The organism is Syntrophotalea acetylenivorans (assembly GCF_001887775.1).
Taxonomy (GTDB): domain Bacteria; phylum Desulfobacterota; class Desulfuromonadia; order Desulfuromonadales; family Syntrophotaleaceae; genus Syntrophotalea_A; species Syntrophotalea_A acetylenivorans.
In genome coordinates this window covers 2,627,839-2,642,950 of the sequence record NZ_CP015519.1, presented here as the reverse complement: position 1 = coordinate 2,642,950, position 15,112 = coordinate 2,627,839, and the positions used below count along the sequence as shown (strand labels likewise).

Here is a 15,112-nt window from a genome sequence, read left to right as displayed (position 1 = left end):
ACCATAAACGCTAAAGTCTGCATCACCGTCTTGCCGCATTGCGACTGTGTAACGCTCTCCTTGAAAGCTGAGCACCTTAACAAAGGTCATATGCTCGCCCCCACCTGCCCCCTGAAAATGTAGGGAGAAGAATTTCGGGCAAAATCGATATAAGTATAGTCTCGACTTGTCCTCAGCTGATGGTAAAGGGCATGTTCGGCACAGCCGGAAAGGACCAGGAGCAGCAAAACAAAACCCAGCCAAAGCCACGTCCTGTTGGGACAAAAGAAAGGGGATCTCATGATTGCTCTTCGTGGCTTTTCAGGCATTGGGAACAAAGCATTCTCTCCGGATACACTAGCAGTGTGCTGATCTCAACTGTTTTTTCGCACTTGAAGCATTCACCGAAATTATCTGCCTCAACCCGTCTGAGGGCGGCATAGAGTCGCTTCAACCTAAGACATATATGGGCCAACACCGTCTTAAGCTTGAATCAACCCTGAAAGGCAAAACCTTTGTGTATGGTTTTTTAGAACCTACCATACACAAGCCCGGTTGTGGATAGTAAACTGTATACAAAGGAATGGCCGAAATGGTATCGCAGCGGGAGTTGTTACCTACCAGAGGGCAAAGGAAGTGTTCGTCGTCAGGATGGTAGCGGACACGTTCGAAGGGGAGTTTCGTCAGGAGATAACCGAATATTTCGGAAATCGATGCGTCAGTGTTTAGCGCTTGACGCGCTGTGACATTCGAGGAGCAGAAAAGGAGTCCCTTCCAACAAGGTACCCCGCCCGAACCCCGCAGCAGAATAAACAAAAAGGCCCTAACACTTTTCAGTGTTAGGGCCTAGTATTTAAGTGGCGCGCCGGGGAAGATTCGAACTCCCGACCTTCTGATCCGTAGTCAGACGCTCTATCCAGCTGAGCTACCGGCGCGCATGAAGAAGCAGGAGATTAGGCGATTTCCGCCTTTTTGTCAATCCTTTTTTCTACGAATCGACAATCCTGCCTATTTATTAAATGGCGGAGAGGGAGGGATTCACCCACTCTGTCGTCGACATCACGTCGACTCCGGCGTAGGCTCCCCTGCGCTCACTGCCGCGGGCATCCCTGCCCGCTCTTCTGACATTTAGTCAGCGCTCGCTCCGCTTCGAATCCCTCAAGGACCGTTGCGTTACGATTTAAAATGGCGGAGAGGGAGGGATTCGAACCCTCGGTACAGGTTGACCCCGTACACTCGCTTAGCAGGCGAGCGCCTTCAGCCGACTCGGCCACCTCTCCGTACATAACTTTTATTTTTTGACGATCATTGTGCTGCTTATTAGTGGCGGAGGAGGTAGGATTCGCCCACTCTGTCGCCGACATCACGTCGACTCCGGCGTAGGCTCCCCTGCACTCGCTGCCGCGGGCATCCCTGCCCGCTCTTCTGACATTTAGTCAGCGCTCGCTCCGCTTCGAATCCTGTCAATCGATGCTGCTTATTAGTGGCGGAGGAGGTAGGATTCGAACCCACGGTACTTTCGTACAACGGTTTTCAAGACCGCCGCCTTAAGCCACTCGGCCACTCCTCCGTTGAATCATTAACCAAATACTTGATGGATGGCTAAGCAAAAATTTCGTCCGACAAGGCTTGGTGTTTTTTCAGGGACGAAGGCATACATTCCTGTATATCGAGATCCTGAAAAAAGCCGTAACGCCGTAGGGCGGACTTTTTGCGACGCCATCAACCTTGCGCGGTGATCTTCTCGAGCCCACCCATGTAGGGCCGTAGAACCTCAGGGATCACCACCGAACCATCTTCTTGCTGGTAGTTTTCCAAAATGGCCAGCAGGGTCCGACCGACTGCCAAGCCGGAGCCATTAAGAGTATGAACCAGTTCGGGCTTGCCTTTGGCCTCACGCCGGAAGCGGATTGCCGCTCGGCGGGCCTGGAATTCCCGGAAGTTGGAGCAGGACGAAATCTCCCGATACGCTTGCTGCCCCGGCAACCAGACCTCAATATCGAAGGTGCGGGCGGCTGAGAAACCGATATCGCCGGTACAGAGATCGACCACTCGATAGGGCAGCTGCAACTTGCGCAACACCTCTTCGGCGTTATCGAGCAGCTTTTCCAATTCGCGGTCAGACTCTTCCGGTGCTACAAACTTGACCAGTTCCACCTTGTTGAACTGATGCTGACGGATCAATCCTCGCGTGTCCCGGCCATGAGAACCCGCCTCTTTGCGAAAGCAGGGAGTATAGGCCGTGTAGCAGACCGGCAGGTCGGCCAGCGGCAAAATCTCGTCCCGATGAATGTTGGTCACCGGCACTTCGGCAGTCGGGATCAGGAAGAAATCCGGATCGTCTAAATGAAAAAGATCGTCTTCAAACTTGGGGAGTTGTCCCGTCCCCGTCATGGTGTCCCTGTTTACCATAAAGGGCGGCAGAATTTCAACATAATTGTGCTGCCCTGTATGGAGGTCGAGCATGAAGTTGATCAGCGCCCTTTCCAGCCGTGCGCCGGCCCCTTGCAACAAGGAAAAACGAGCTCCGGCAAGCTTACCGGCCCGTTCGAAATCGAGTACGCCAAGTTGCTCGCCAATCTCCCAGTGGGGCTTGGCTTCAAATTCGAATTGAGGGATCTCACCCCAGGTACGCAACTCGCGATTATCCTCTTCGCTGGTGCCGACCGGACAATCCTCGTGGGGGAGATTGGGCAGGGTCAGCAGCAGACCTTTGAGCTCATCCTCGACCCCTTTGAGCTCCTCGTCAAGGTCCTTGATACGCGCAGAGACTTCTTTCATGCGGGCGATCTCGCCCTGCACCTGGCTCTTGTCCTTGGTCTTGCCGATCAGGGCCGAAACCTTGTTACGCTCAGCCTTGAGGGATTCCCCCTCGCCGAGCAACGTCCGGCGACGGGCGTCCAATTCAGCAAAGGAGGTCAGATCGATCTCGTCGCCTCGGCTGGCAAGACGTTCGCGGACCAGCTCCAGATTATCGCGCAAATATTTCGCATCAAACATAGCAAAGTTCCCTTGTATCGGCCGCCTGCAGCCTGTTTGCGGGGATTACTTCTAACACTTCTGTAACGGCCAGTCAACCCGCTAGTTTCTGTCCGGAAACGGCCATTTCCCGCAATCTCTGCGTCAATCTACGGCCTTGCTTGTGCGGCGTACCGATGTACGCCTCCGCACAAGGCCTTGATTTCCTTGACCTTACGGAAAATAGCTCGTCACCAAACCAGAAACACATCTGTTCTCATCCGGAGGTTCTGGATGGAAACCCGCTTGGTTCAGCGACGCCCTTTGACCCACCAGTCCTCATCGTCATCGAACCACCAACGGCTCGAGTCGGTACTCCAGATACTCTCTGCCAAGCGTTTGGCAGTGTCGGTTTTAAGGCGTCGAACGGAGAAAGGATACCACTCATCGGCATAGCGGTTGCCGAGATCCTTGTATTCTTTGAGCGCGAGGATCATCTCGAGCTGATCGGCGTCATGGGCCAGTTGCGCTTCATGGCTCTCCTGGACACTGAACTCGGCCACCAGCTCCCGGTAGTCATCACCGAAAGGCAGAGTTTCGGCCAGATCATCCACCGCCCGCTGCTCATCGACTTGCACGTACTTTTTATTGACATAGTTGAGGTCGCCGGTGCGGGCTTCGGGGATATCATGGAACAGGCAGAGCTGCAACACCCGCCCGACATCGGCCTTCTCATCGAGCCGCGCCAGGGTAAAACCGATAATGGCCGCTCGATAGGAATGCTCGGCCACCGACTCGGCTCCCGAGCCGAGAAACTGAAAACCGCTCCGGGGCGTGCGTTTGAGCATGCCGACTTCAAAAAAGAAATTGGCCAGACTCTTCATGTTATCTCCTTCGACCTAAGCCAGCTGCCACAGGGGGCGCTAAGTGTAAAGCGCCGACATTGACAGGCAGACGTCAGTTGTCTATTCTTTGCAAGCCTTATTTTAATCCGTAACAATCAATTCTCGAGGCACTTGCCCCAAGCCGCCCCGACCTGAGATATAGAGGGAGAACAATAAATGAGTACCCGTACCGAAAAAGACTCCATGGGTGAAATGCAGGTCCCGAGTGAAGCTCTCTACGGAGCCCAGACCGCCCGAGCACTGGATAACTTTCCGATCTCAGGAGTGCGTTTTTCACGCCCTTTCATCCAAGCCCTGGGCATGATCAAGCAACAGGCAGCCCGTGCCAACAACGCCCTGGGCCTGCTTGACACCGAACGGTCCGAGGCCATTGCCAAGGCCGCCGGCGAAGTGATGACCGGCACCCTCGACGACCAGTTCGTGCTCGACATTTACCAGACCGGTTCCGGCACCAGCACCAATATGAATACCAATGAGGTAATCGCCAACCGTGCCGCGCAACTACTCGGCAAGGAGATCGGATCCGGCGCCGTCCACCCCAACGATCACGTCAATTACGGTCAGTCAAGTAACGACGTCATCCCCACCGCCATGCATATTTCAGCCGTCATGGAGGTTCGTCAAACCCTGCTGCCAGCGTTGACAACCTTGCAAGAAGCGCTGGGCGAAAAGGCCCTGTCCTTTAACGGCATCACCAAGATTGGACGCACCCATCTGCAGGATGCCACTCCGGTGCGCCTCGGCCAGGTCTTCTCCGGCTATGCCCGGCAACTGACCCTGGCCATCCGCTGGATTGAAGCGGCCGAGGAAGGGTTACTGGAACTGCCCCTCGGCGGCACAGCCGTCGGCAGCGGCCTCAACACCCATCCTCAATTTGCCGAGCGGGTCATCGCCGCCATCAGTGAACTCACCGGCCGCCCCTTTGTCGAAGCAGCCAACCATTTTGAAGCCCAGGCCGCCAAGGACGCCGTAGTGGCCATGAGCGGCGCTCTCAAGCGGGCCGCGACTGCTCTGTTCAAGATTGCCAACGACATCCGCTTTCTAGGCAGCGGCCCCCGTTGCGGCCTCGGTGAAATTCAGCTACCGCCGGTGCAGCCGGGAAGTTCGATCATGCCCGGCAAGGTTAATCCGGTGATGGCCGAAAGCCTGATGCAAGTCTGTGCTCAAGTCGTCGGTAACGACGCAGCCATCACCCTCGGCGGCCTTTCCGGAAACTTTGAACTCAACGTCATGATGCCAGTCATGGCTCACAACCTGCTCAGCTCTATTGACATCCTCGCCGCCGCCGCCACCCAGTTCAGCGAACGCTGCGTCAAAGGATTGCAGGCCAACCGCGAACGCTGCGAGTCGCTGGTCGAGGAGAGCCTGGCCATGTGCACCGCCCTGGCGCCCGCCATCGGCTACGATAACGCCGCGCAAATCGCCAAAGAAGCTTACCAGAACGGCCGGACAGTACGGCAGGTAGCCAACGAAAAACAGATTCTGCCCGCTGAAGAGCTAGAAAACCTGCTCGATCCGCGGCCGATGACCGAGCCGGGGGTGCCAGGCAAAACTCGGTAAAAAACCATCTCACGCCCGCTCCTTACAGTCGCTCAAGCCGCAAAGACGCAAAGAAAAACCAAACCGGTTTGCTTAGCGCCTTTGCGGCTTTAGTGAGCACAGCGAACGAGCATGAGAACCCGCTTTTTCTCAGGTCTTCAACGCAGCGACTATTCCTTTTCCCAGAACCTGGCGCTGCCAGTTCTTCATGGCCTTCAATTCTGCCAAGTCCTCTACGCAATTCGGCTGGCGCCGCGCGATTTGCTCCAGCGAGGCGTTGTTGATAACTATGCCGGGGTCCATTTCCAACTCTTTAGAAATTTTCGACCGCCACTTCTTGAGCAACAACACCCGCGCCTCAGCCTCGGGGTCCCGCTGACGCGGCTCACCCCGAGGATAGACTGGCAGTTCTTCCTCCGGCACCTTAAGGCCCTCTTCCACCGCTGACAGCAACGACCCGCCGTAACGACCGACCAGTCGGGGAACCATGCCTTCGACTTTAGACAAGGCGCGCACATTCGCAGGCATACTTCGAGCCACCTCCAGCAGCGGGGCGTTGTTCAACACCTTGAAGGGTGGACAATCCCTTCGCTTCGCCTCGCTGTCACGCCATTGCAACAGTTCCTCCAGAACCGCCAACTGGCGACGTTCCAGGGTGTTGGCCTTTTTAAAACGGAGAAACAACGGCCCGTCCGTGCTGTTGTGGCGCACCTGTTCAAGGAGGACAAATTCCTCCTGGGCCCATGCTAACCGACCCTTGGCAACCAACTGGGCCTCGAGCTGCTCGGTCAGCTGCAACAGATAACGGGTATCCTCGGCGGCGTACCGGACCATCCCCTCCTCCAGAGGGCGCTTCGACCAATCGGCACGCTGGTAGCGCTTATCGAGTTGGACATCAAAATATTTATTGAGGATATCGGCCAGACCGACTTTCTCTTCTCCAAGGAACTGGCAGGCAATCATGGTATCGAACAACCCGTTAATCTCGATTCCAAAATCGCGATACAGACAGCGAATATCGTAGTCAGCGGCATGAAAGACCTTGCGCACCGCCCCGTCGGCCAGCACTGCCTTCAGGGACGACAAATCACCGATAGCTAAGGGATCGACCAACACCGTGGCGGTGGGGGTGGAAAATTGCAGCAGGCAGACCTTGTCTTGATAGGAATGCAGGGAGTCGGCCTCAAGATCGACGGCGATGACCGGTTCCCGGTGCAATTGCGCGGCAAACTCAGACAGGGCCGAAGGGTCGACCAGAATGGGGGGCAGGGGCATGGTTCCTCCGAAAAGACTTCAATCGGAAACAATATCTTTCCGCATTGAAAGGGATATTTATCTGGGTTGGCAGGCCGTCATCTTGCCAGATTCATTCCGGACTGGCAAGCAACGCCCGAACTTTTTTATGGGCGCCGTGTAAAGCCAGCTCGGCCAATTCAGCCATCGGCAACCAGACCTCAGGCTGGCCTTCGGACACCAGACCATCCGGCAAACCACCTTCGACGGCAACCCGGTAGACCGCCACCTCTAAGCGAAAATGACTGTAAGCATGGCGCACCTGACCCAGCTCGACTAATTGCCCGGACAGTGCCAGACCAGCCAGTAGTTCAGCTGCGACAGCATCAGCTTCCCGCCCCTCCTTAAACTCCCGGCAAGGGAACTCCCATAGGCCGGCCAGCATCCCCTGTAACGGGCGCTTACTCACCAGGAATTCGCCGTTTCGTTCCAGCAATAAAGCCACCTGACGCACCAACGGCACGGACTTACGCGGCTGGCGGCGCGGCAGCTTTTCGACCATTCCGAGGCAGTAGGCCTGGCATAAACCCACCAGAGGGCAGACCGAACAATCGGGATTGCGCGGGGTACAAACCGTGGCGCCCAGATCCATGATCGCCTGAGCGTAATCGTGAGGCCGTTCCGCAGAAGTTAATTCCTCGGCCCGCTGCCAGAGAATTTTTTCCACTGCGGTGGCGCGAGGCGGCTCATCAATGGCATAAAGCCGGATCAGCACCCGGCGTACGTTACCATCGAGAATCGGGGCTTTTTTATCGAAGGCGATGGAAAGGATGGCTCCGGCTGTCGACCGCCCGACACCGGGCAAAGCCATCAGACCCTGGAGATCATCGGGAAAACGACCGCCCCGCTCGGCAACCACCCGGCAGGCCGCCTCGTACAAATTGCGGGCTCGGGAGTAGTAGCCGAGACCGGCCCATAGCTCGATCACCTCGTCGACGGACGCGGCAGCCAGCGCACTCACATTGGCAAAGCGCTGCAAAAAACGCTCGTAATAGGGGATCACCGTCGTCACCCCGGTCTGCTGCAACATGATCTCCGACAACCAGATACAGTAGGGATCGCGTGTCCGGCGCCAGGGCAAGTCACGGCCGCAGTGACCGTACCAGGCCAGCAGATGTACGGCCACTTCCTCGGCGGCAAAGGGCGGATTATCGTTCATAATCGGAAAGCAAGGAGGCGGTCAGACATCTCCTCAAGCAAGTTCTTGCAACACCGCTAAAGTCTGCTCCATCTCCTCCCGGCTGCCGATGGAAATACGCAAGCCGTGAGCGAGCAGTGGATCGCTGAAGTGACGAACCAGAATATTGCGTTCGAACAGAGCCTGATAAGCACGCAGACCATTACGGTCGGGAGGAACCGCAAAAACGAAATTGCCGCTCGACGGAATAACTTCCCAATCCAGAACCCTCAATTCGGTACAGAACCAGTCGCGAGTCGCACAAATCTTTTCTATACAGGATCGAAAATAATCTTGATCGTCTAAAGCGGCTCCGGCCGCAGCCTGAGCGAGACGATCCAGGTTGTAGTGATCGCGGATCTTATTGAGAGCGGCAATCACCTCGGGCCGGGCAATAGCCAGACCAAGGCGCATACCGGCCAGGGAGTAGCTCTTCGACAGGGTCCGGGTCACCACCACATTGTCGCAGCGGCGCACCAGCTCCAGAGCATTGTCATCGGCGAAGTCGGCATAAGCCTCGTCCACCACCAACATTCCGTCGACCCGACCGGCCAATTCTTCGATAAATGACAGGGGATAGCAAAAGCCCAAGGGGGCATTGGGATTGACCAGGAAAAAGAGCTGTCCCTGATAACGCTCGGGGAAGTCGATCAGGTTCCATTCTTCGTCAAGACCGAAGGTGCGAACCTTCGCTCCCTGAATGGCTGCCAGGGTAGCGTAGTAAGAATAGGACGGCTGGACATAAGCGATCTCCTGTCCTTCACCGACAAAGGCCCGGATCAGGTTATTGAGCACCTCGTCGGAACCGTTGGCCATGATGATCCAGTCGGGATCAAAACCGTACAACCGGCCGGCTGCTTCGCGGGCGGCACAACTGGCAGCATCGGGATATTTTCGCAGCCCCTCACCCACCTCGGCCAGAATCGCCTCAATGACCTTTGGGGACGGGGGATAAGGATTCTCGTTGGTATTGAGCTTAATATAGGTCTGATTGTCGCGGGGTTGGAACCCCGGTACGTATCCGGCCATCTCGGCAATATTGCGACGCAAGCGGGTCATGGTGTCTCCGGCGTTGAATGGGGTAATCGGTTGAAGAAGTTACACTAGCTGAAATTTTATAGAGGTGCAAGCACGGGAAACCGTAAAGCGTAACGAGTAATAAGTGATAAGTAATCGGTGACAATCCCTCCTCCCTGTGACGCAACCCCGCGGCCTAGATTGATTTAACACCCTACCAGCAAGCGGCACACTGACTTCTCAAGGGTACTCCTCCAAAACCCGATAACCCGTATCCCGCCGAGCCGCCACAAAACCCGCCTCACGAACCAATTCAATCAACTCCTGCTGCGACAGGCGAAAAGAAGTACCGGCGGCAGCCACCACATTCTCTTCAAGCATGGTACCACCCATATCGTTGGCCCCGAAAAAAAGTGCCGTCTGGGCAATCGCTGCCCCCTGGGTAACCCAGCTGGCCTGCAAGTTGGGAATGTTGTCGAGCACCAGCCGGGAAACGGCCAGCACCTTCAGGTAATCCCAGGCACTGACTCCCTGGCCACCAAGAGCCGTATTATCCGGCTGAAAGGTCCAGGGAATGAAGGCGGTGAAGCCGCCGCTGGCCGGCTGCAGATCGCGAATCCGGAACAGGTGTTCGACGATCTGACCTGGTTCTTCACCAAAACCAAAAACCATGGTGGCGGTGGTCGGCATCCCTTGAGCATGGGCCTCGCGCATCACCTGCGCCCACTGTTGCCAGGCGATCTTATACGGCGAGATCCGTTGCCGAACCTCCTCGACCAGCAGTTCGGCACCGCCGCCGGGCAGCGAAGCGAGACCGGCTTCCCGCAGCCGTTTGAGGCAATCGGCGACACTTAAACTGGATAAATTGGCGATATGGACGATTTCCGCCGGCGACAGGGAGTGTATCTGCACGCTCGGAAAAGACTGACGGATTCGCTGAAACAGCTCTTCGAACCAGTCGATGGCCAACTCGGGGTGCAGGCCACCCTGCAGCAGCAACTGAGTGCCGCCCTGGGCCGCCAGCTCAGCCACTTTGGCTAGAATCTGCTCATGGGACAGCAGATAGCCCCCTTCTGCCGCGGGATCTCGGTAAAAGGCACAGAAGGAGCAGCCGGCAAGGCAAATATTGCTGTAGTTCACGTTGCGATCAACAACGAAGGTAACCCGCCGCAGCGGATGCAGGCGCCGCCGCATGCGATCGGCGAGTTGCCCGATCTCCAGCAGTTCAGCTTCCTGCAACAGAAACAGAGCGTCGCTTCGGTCGATAGACTGGCCACCATCGAGTTTCTCTGCTATTCGGGTCAACATGGTCCATACTCCCGTACTGTGGAATATAGACTGTCCCGCTCCACCGGCAGCTTGCCTGCGCGACGAATCAACCACAGCAGATCGTCGCAGCTCAGAGCCTGGGGCGAAGCCGCCCCGGCGGCGTGACCGATACGCTCTTCGATGACCGTACCATCAAGGTCGTTGACGCCAAATGCCAGGGCCACCTGAGCCAATTTGACTCCGAGCATCACCCAATATCCCTTGATGTGATCGAAATTATCGAGAACCAGGCGACTGATGGCCAGGGTCTTGAGAATCTCTACACCACCGGGGCCACGCAACTCGGGCAATCGGGTATTGTCCGCCTGATAAGGCAAAGGAATGAAGGCCATGAAGCCGCCCGTCCGGTCCTGCAACTCCCGTAACTGAAGCAGATGATCGATACGGTCCCGCCAGCTTTCCAGGTGACCGAAGAGCATGGTGGCGTTGGAACGCAGTCCGGCGCCATGCACCGAGGTCATGACATCCAACCAACGCTGGCCGGAGATCTTCTCAGGACAGAGCTGCTCACGCACCGCCGAAGCAAAGATCTCGGCGCCACCGCCAGGCAGGGAATCGAGTCCCGCAGCCCGCAACTCCGCCAGCACCTTGTCGAGGGACCACCCGGTCAAACGGCTCAAATGATCGATCTCTACCGCGGTAAAGGCCTTGATATGGATTTCTGGTGCGGCCCGGCGAATGGCTTGCAGCATCTGTAAATAATAACTGAACGGCTGCCCGGGGTGCAGACCGCCCACCACATGCACCTCTCTCGCCCCATCAGCAGCCGCACCAGCGGCCCTCTCACCGACCTCTTGGGGAGACAGGCAAAAGGCCCCTTGTTGTCGAGCGTCGCGACGAAAGGCACAAAAAGCACAGGAGCTAATACAGATATTGCTATAATTGATGTGGCGGTTGCGATTAAAGAAGACCCGTGCGCCGTTACGCCCTTTGTTAACCCTTGCGGCCAACGTTCCAAGGGCCAGCAGATCGTCACAAGCGGCCAGCTGCAGGGCCTCATCGCCGGAGATGCGCTTGCCGCCTTCGATCTTGGCGGCTATGGGGGCAAAAAGTTTTTTCATACCAGACAACAATCCTTAGCCATCGCCCCAGCGACGATAAAGTCGGTGATCGATACCCAGCTGGTCCAGCGTCTTGCCAACTACGAAATCGACCATTTCCTCAACGCTGGTGGGCTGCTGATAAAAGGCCGGCATGGCCGGTACGATGCGGGCGCCGGCCTGGGACAGGCGTAACAGGTTTTCCAGGTGAAGTTGATTGAAAGGTGTTTCGCGAGGCACCAGTAATAAAGGACGGCCTTCTTTAAGAGAGACGTCGGCACAGCGCTCGATCAGATTGCCGCCCAATCCTGCTGCAAGACGGCCGACACAGCCCATGGAACAGGGCGCTACCAGCATAGCATCGGCGGCCGAGGAGCCACTGGCCACCGGTGCGAAAAGATCGTCCTCATCGTAATGCTGCAGCGCTTCTCCCATCTGGAAGTGGGCATCAATCCGTTCCCGGCGAAGGGCCAACTCCCCCGTCCAATCGAGACCGGTTTCGTGACGCAGCACCTGACGGCCCGCACGGCTCAAAAGCAGCACCACCTGGCAGCCGGAGCGTAACAGTTCCTCGGCCAGGCGCAGTCCGTAAATGCTCCCCGAAGCACCGGTAATGGCCAGAACGATCTTCTCCATGGGTCCTCCTCAATTCCAGGTCAGAGCAACATCGATCAGGGTAAACACAAAAATACTTACACTGACATAACCGTTCATAGTGAAAAATGCCGTATTAAGGCGACTCAGATCGTCGGCCCGTACCAGGCGATGCTCATAGCCCAGCAATCCTGCTACCAACAGCACGCCACCGAGGTAGAGCCCCCCCAAGGACGCGATAAAGGCCAGGAACAGCAACAACAAAACCATCAGGCCATGGAGCAGCCTGGCCAGAATAATGGCTCGTTGCGCCCCGAGACGAGCCGGTATCGAATGCAGCCCCCGGGAGCGATCGAATTCCTCATCCTGCAAAGCATAAAAGATATCGAACCCCGCCACCCAGCAGAGCACCGCCAGACCGAGAATCGCGGGCGACCACTCCAAAGAACCCCGCAGAGCAACCCAGGCTCCCACGGGAGCCGCCGCCAGGCAGACCCCCAGCACCATGTGGGACAAGGATGTGAAACGTTTGCAGTAAGAGTAGAACAGAAGCAGCCCGATCGCCACTGGCGCCAGGAACAGACAGAGAGGATTAAGCTGCCAGGCAGCCAGCAACAGCAAGGCAAAACCGCCCCCGGCCAGCAACACCGCCTCGAGACTGGTCACCCGGCCAGCTGGCAAATGTCGATTAGCTGTACGGGGATTGGCGGCATCGATACGGGCGTCAATCAGACGATTGAAGGCCATGGCCCCGGTACGCGCCCCGACTAGCGCAAGACAAATCCAGATCAACTGGCCAGCGGATGGCAACACACCCGCCATACGAGAAGCCAGCACCACAGACATCAAGGCAAAAGGAAAGGCGAAAATCGTATGGGAAAAACGAACCATCTCCAGCAAAGCGCGGATTTTTTGATATACAGAACAGATCATGCTACTCCGATGCTTGACCGGGCCACCAATAGTATTAATTCGATAAAGCCTGAAAACACCGAACCCGCTTGCCTGTCACCGACCCTCAAAACGGGATCGCGATAGTCAGCGGGTTCGCCTTCATAAATCGATACGGCGGCCTGCGCGGTTATAGGAGGCTAACGAGCAGGGGGCGTGGAATAGATCGCCAGGATCTCACGCAGACGACCGGCTGACGGGGACGCAGCGAATACCGGCCCGTAGAGAACATCGTTGGCCCGCACATATGATTGTTGATAGTATTTGGCGTTAGCTTCGTCATCGATCTGCAAGGCCGAGCCTTCCAGGGAGACACCGGCAAAAAAGCCGCGGCTGCGGGAATAGGAGAGAATCTCGGCCTTAAGCGCGATATCCGTCGCCCCTTCCACTCGCCGCCCGACAGGGCCGGCAGCCACCGCTGCATCGACACCCAGGGTGTATTTGCCCTTGATCAGCCCTTCGATGCTGCGAGCGCTCTTAAATACCAGAATGACATCCGTCGATTGGGCACCGACCTGCCAGCCAACACTCCCCCGGCCAGGGAAACCATACAGGGGTTGCTCCAGTTGCCAGCGGCGTTTCGCACCAACACCACACCGGTACCGTAACGGCCTCCGATCACAAAACCAGCCTTTATCACCCCCGGAATAATAGCGATGCCGTGGGCATTGTTCAGCAAGCTAGGCGGGATAGCCGATTCTGGGATGGCCATGATCTTCTCCATAACCGTACTCGCTTGCGCCACTTTGTCTTGGGTTTTGCCTGCCAACACGGATGTTGCCGGCACCAGGCAAAGAAACAGGACGGCCAGAGCCATCCAGCGTGCAAATTTCTGCTCCATGGTTTCCCTCCTTCATAACCTGCCCAAACCGGACCGACAGGCTCCTGGTGTCGGTCCGGTTTGGGCAGATAGTACTGCAATCAAATAAAATTCAGTTTCCGATGGCGATCAAGCGCCGCGCCGGCATCTTACCACCAATAGGGGTGGCGATACCAGTAGGGGTAACGATGCCAATAAGGCCATGGATCGTAGTAGTGAGGATAATAACCGGGCCATTCGCTCTTTCGCTCAGGCACCAGATACAACTCGACAATTTCAAACACCGGATAGCTATAACTGATTTTCTGCAAAGGACGGGATTCTACACCCTTTAATGTCGCGACCAAAGTCACCAGGCGACCATCCTTGTAGATACTCGGATCGAGCAGTTGGCTGGTGCGAGCCAGGAATCGTCCGTTAACTTCGTCGGGATTCTGGGGCTCGTCGCGATTGTCCAGGGTGTACTTAAGGATTTCCAGGGTGGTACCGGCGTTGTTCAGCTCGTTTTCCAGGATCATGCCGCCGACGATAACCGTCTTACCCGTATAGGTCTGCGGCGAAGCTTTAAGCTGGGCATAATCCACTTCGTAGTTGACGCCGTACAAAGCATCTTTGGATAATACCGACCCACAACCGCCCAGGGTCAGAAGGAACAGTAGCAACCCGAGAACATAACCTGATCTGTTCATGGCCTACTCCTCTCGCTAAAAGTTCTCCCCCTGCTCTAAATATTACTTCACCTTTTTGGCCCCCTGCAATCGGCATTCACAAGATTATCAGGTTTTTATCCGGAAACGGCCCTTTTCCCTTATAGAAACCGCACTGCGTCCATCGGTTCAATAAAGATACATCCGCAAAAACTCATAGGATGGCTAAGCAAAAATTTCGTCCTACAAGGCTTGGTGTTTTTTCAGGGGCGAAGGCATACATCTGGTATGTCGAGGTCCTGAAAAAACGCCGTAACGCGGTAGGGCGGACTTTTTGCGACGCCATCAATAAATACGATACGGATAACGATAGCCATAAGGATAATGAGGTTCCCTGGGCCACCATTGGATCTCGCCGATCTCGAACAGGGGACGACCGAACTGTTGTTCTGCCACGATGCGGGGTTCCCGGCCCACATAGGTAGCGGTCAATGTGACAAGATGGCCAGGGCCATAACGAGCCGGGTCGAGAATCCGCTCACTGCGGGCCAGCAGCTCACCGGAACCCTTGACGGGACTGCGGGGTACGCCTCGCTTATCCATGGTATAAGGCAGCAGGGTAAGAACCGTGCCGTCACGGCTCACCCTGTTGGAGACGATAAAACCAGCCAGCATAAGGGTGCGGCCGGTAGCAGCCTCGGGATCGCGGGAGTACTCTTTATAGCCGCCCGGTAAATCCACCGTCGAATGGGCAGCAGGAGACAGAACATGGCTGCTGCATCCGGCAGCCAGCAGAACCAAGATCAGCACAAGCCATTTGATCGCCGTGTCACGCATAACTCGTCTCCCCTCTCTATGAACAA

Annotated in this window: 14 protein-coding genes and 3 tRNA genes; 1 reads left to right on the top strand and 16 read right to left on the bottom strand. The window is 56.4% G+C overall.

The window, feature by feature from the left end:
• Positions 1–837: 837 nt before the first annotated feature.
• The 5 genes from A7E78_RS12090 to A7E78_RS12070 form a co-directional block, all read right to left on the bottom strand.
• Positions 838–914, bottom strand: a tRNA-Arg gene (locus tag A7E78_RS12090).
• Positions 915–1,165: 251 nt separating this feature from the next.
• Positions 1,166–1,259, bottom strand: a tRNA-Ser gene (locus A7E78_RS12085).
• Positions 1,260–1,463: 204 nt separating this feature from the next.
• A tRNA-Ser gene (locus tag A7E78_RS12080) sits at positions 1,464–1,549 on the bottom strand.
• Positions 1,550–1,701: 152 nt separating this feature from the next.
• Entirely contained in the window at positions 1,702–2,979 is a 1,278-nt protein-coding gene (serS, locus tag A7E78_RS12075) for a serine--tRNA ligase (protein WP_072284518.1), read from the bottom strand.
• A gap of 269 nt (positions 2,980–3,248) precedes the next feature.
• The gene (locus A7E78_RS12070; RefSeq protein WP_072284517.1) at positions 3,249–3,821 is read right to left on the bottom strand and encodes an HD domain-containing protein; all 573 of its coding nucleotides are present in this window, start codon (positions 3,819–3,821) and stop codon (positions 3,249–3,251) included.
• Positions 3,822–3,998: 177 nt separating this feature from the next.
• Here A7E78_RS12070 and A7E78_RS12065 point away from each other — a divergent pair, with 177 nt between their 5' ends.
• Entirely contained in the window at positions 3,999–5,402 is a 1,404-nt protein-coding gene (locus A7E78_RS12065) for a class II fumarate hydratase (RefSeq protein WP_072284516.1), read from the top strand.
• Positions 5,403–5,531: 129 nt separating this feature from the next.
• On the opposite strand, the gene A7E78_RS12060 is transcribed toward A7E78_RS12065, so the two are convergent.
• From A7E78_RS12060 to A7E78_RS12015, 11 genes are all read right to left on the bottom strand, one after another.
• Complete coding sequence (locus A7E78_RS12060; RefSeq protein WP_072284515.1) at positions 5,532–6,656, bottom strand: ribonuclease D; 1,125 nt, start codon at positions 6,654–6,656, stop codon at positions 5,532–5,534.
• A gap of 91 nt (positions 6,657–6,747) precedes the next feature.
• A complete protein-coding gene (mutY, locus tag A7E78_RS12055) occupies positions 6,748–7,833 on the bottom strand; it encodes an A/G-specific adenine glycosylase (RefSeq protein WP_072284514.1) in 1,086 nt (361 codons plus the stop codon).
• 33 nt (positions 7,834–7,866) lie between these two features.
• Positions 7,867–8,910: a histidinol-phosphate transaminase gene (gene hisC, locus A7E78_RS12050; protein ID WP_072284513.1), complete on the bottom strand. Its 1,044-nt coding sequence runs from the start codon at positions 8,908–8,910 to the stop codon at positions 7,867–7,869.
• 198 nt (positions 8,911–9,108) lie between these two features.
• Positions 9,109–10,176 carry a cyclic dehypoxanthinyl futalosine synthase gene (gene mqnC / locus A7E78_RS12045; protein WP_072284512.1) on the bottom strand — a complete coding sequence of 356 codons (1,068 nt, stop codon included), beginning with the start codon at positions 10,174–10,176 and terminating at the stop codon, positions 9,109–9,111.
• Positions 10,170–11,258, bottom strand: a complete 1,089-nt coding sequence (gene mqnE / locus A7E78_RS12040) for an aminofutalosine synthase MqnE (protein WP_072284511.1) — start codon at positions 11,256–11,258, stop codon at positions 10,170–10,172. Before mqnE ends, mqnC begins: the two co-directional genes overlap by 7 nt.
• A 15-nt stretch (positions 11,259–11,273) precedes the next feature.
• Entirely contained in the window at positions 11,274–11,873 is a 600-nt protein-coding gene (locus tag A7E78_RS12035; RefSeq protein ID WP_072284510.1) for a UbiX family flavin prenyltransferase, read from the bottom strand.
• A 9-nt stretch (positions 11,874–11,882) separates the two neighbouring features.
• Positions 11,883–12,764 carry a UbiA-like polyprenyltransferase gene (locus A7E78_RS12030; protein WP_072284509.1) on the bottom strand — a complete coding sequence of 294 codons (882 nt, stop codon included), beginning with the start codon at positions 12,762–12,764 and terminating at the stop codon, positions 11,883–11,885.
• A gap of 158 nt (positions 12,765–12,922) precedes the next feature.
• The gene (locus A7E78_RS15460; protein ID WP_235606838.1) at positions 12,923–13,270 is read right to left on the bottom strand and encodes a lipid-binding SYLF domain-containing protein; all 348 of its coding nucleotides are present in this window, start codon (positions 13,268–13,270) and stop codon (positions 12,923–12,925) included.
• Positions 13,234–13,623, bottom strand: coding sequence for a lipid-binding SYLF domain-containing protein (locus tag A7E78_RS15455; RefSeq protein WP_235606746.1), 390 nt, complete (start codon positions 13,621–13,623; stop codon positions 13,234–13,236). The genes A7E78_RS15460 and A7E78_RS15455 overlap by 37 nt, the downstream gene beginning before the upstream one ends.
• 128 nt (positions 13,624–13,751) lie before the next feature.
• Positions 13,752–14,291, bottom strand: coding sequence for a Slp family lipoprotein (locus A7E78_RS12020; RefSeq protein WP_072284508.1), 540 nt, complete (start codon positions 14,289–14,291; stop codon positions 13,752–13,754).
• A 303-nt stretch (positions 14,292–14,594) separates the two neighbouring features.
• Positions 14,595–15,086 (bottom strand): Slp family lipoprotein, encoded by a 492-nt coding sequence (locus A7E78_RS12015; RefSeq protein WP_072284507.1) that lies wholly within the window; start codon positions 15,084–15,086, stop codon positions 14,595–14,597.
• Positions 15,087–15,112: the final 26 nt, after the last annotated feature.

Excerpts from the sequence above, each read along its gene's own strand:
- A7E78_RS12030 (WP_072284509.1), bottom strand. The coding sequence starts at position 12,764 with ATGATCTGTTCTGTATATCAAAAAATCCGCGCTTTGCTGGAGATGGTT.
- mutY (WP_072284514.1), bottom strand. The coding sequence starts at position 7,833 with ATGAACGATAATCCGCCCTTTGCCGCCGAGGAAGTGGCCGTACATCTG.
- A7E78_RS12020 (WP_072284508.1), bottom strand. The coding sequence starts at position 14,291 with ATGAACAGATCAGGTTATGTTCTCGGGTTGCTACTGTTCCTTCTGACC.
- mqnE (WP_072284511.1), bottom strand. The coding sequence starts at position 11,258 with ATGAAAAAACTTTTTGCCCCCATAGCCGCCAAGATCGAAGGCGGCAAG.
- serS (WP_072284518.1), bottom strand. The coding sequence starts at position 2,979 with ATGTTTGATGCGAAATATTTGCGCGATAATCTGGAGCTGGTCCGCGAA.
- A7E78_RS12015 (WP_072284507.1), bottom strand. The coding sequence starts at position 15,086 with ATGCGTGACACGGCGATCAAATGGCTTGTGCTGATCTTGGTTCTGCTG.
- A7E78_RS12070 (WP_072284517.1), bottom strand. The coding sequence starts at position 3,821 with ATGAAGAGTCTGGCCAATTTCTTTTTTGAAGTCGGCATGCTCAAACGC.
- hisC (WP_072284513.1), bottom strand. The coding sequence starts at position 8,910 with ATGACCCGCTTGCGTCGCAATATTGCCGAGATGGCCGGATACGTACCG.
- A7E78_RS12065 (WP_072284516.1), top strand. The coding sequence starts at position 3,999 with ATGAGTACCCGTACCGAAAAAGACTCCATGGGTGAAATGCAGGTCCCG.
- mqnC (WP_072284512.1), bottom strand. The coding sequence starts at position 10,176 with ATGTTGACCCGAATAGCAGAGAAACTCGATGGTGGCCAGTCTATCGAC.
- A7E78_RS12060 (WP_072284515.1), bottom strand. The coding sequence starts at position 6,656 with ATGCCCCTGCCCCCCATTCTGGTCGACCCTTCGGCCCTGTCTGAGTTT.
- A7E78_RS15455 (WP_235606746.1), bottom strand. The coding sequence starts at position 13,623 with ATGGAGCAGAAATTTGCACGCTGGATGGCTCTGGCCGTCCTGTTTCTT.
- A7E78_RS12035 (WP_072284510.1), bottom strand. The coding sequence starts at position 11,873 with ATGGAGAAGATCGTTCTGGCCATTACCGGTGCTTCGGGGAGCATTTAC.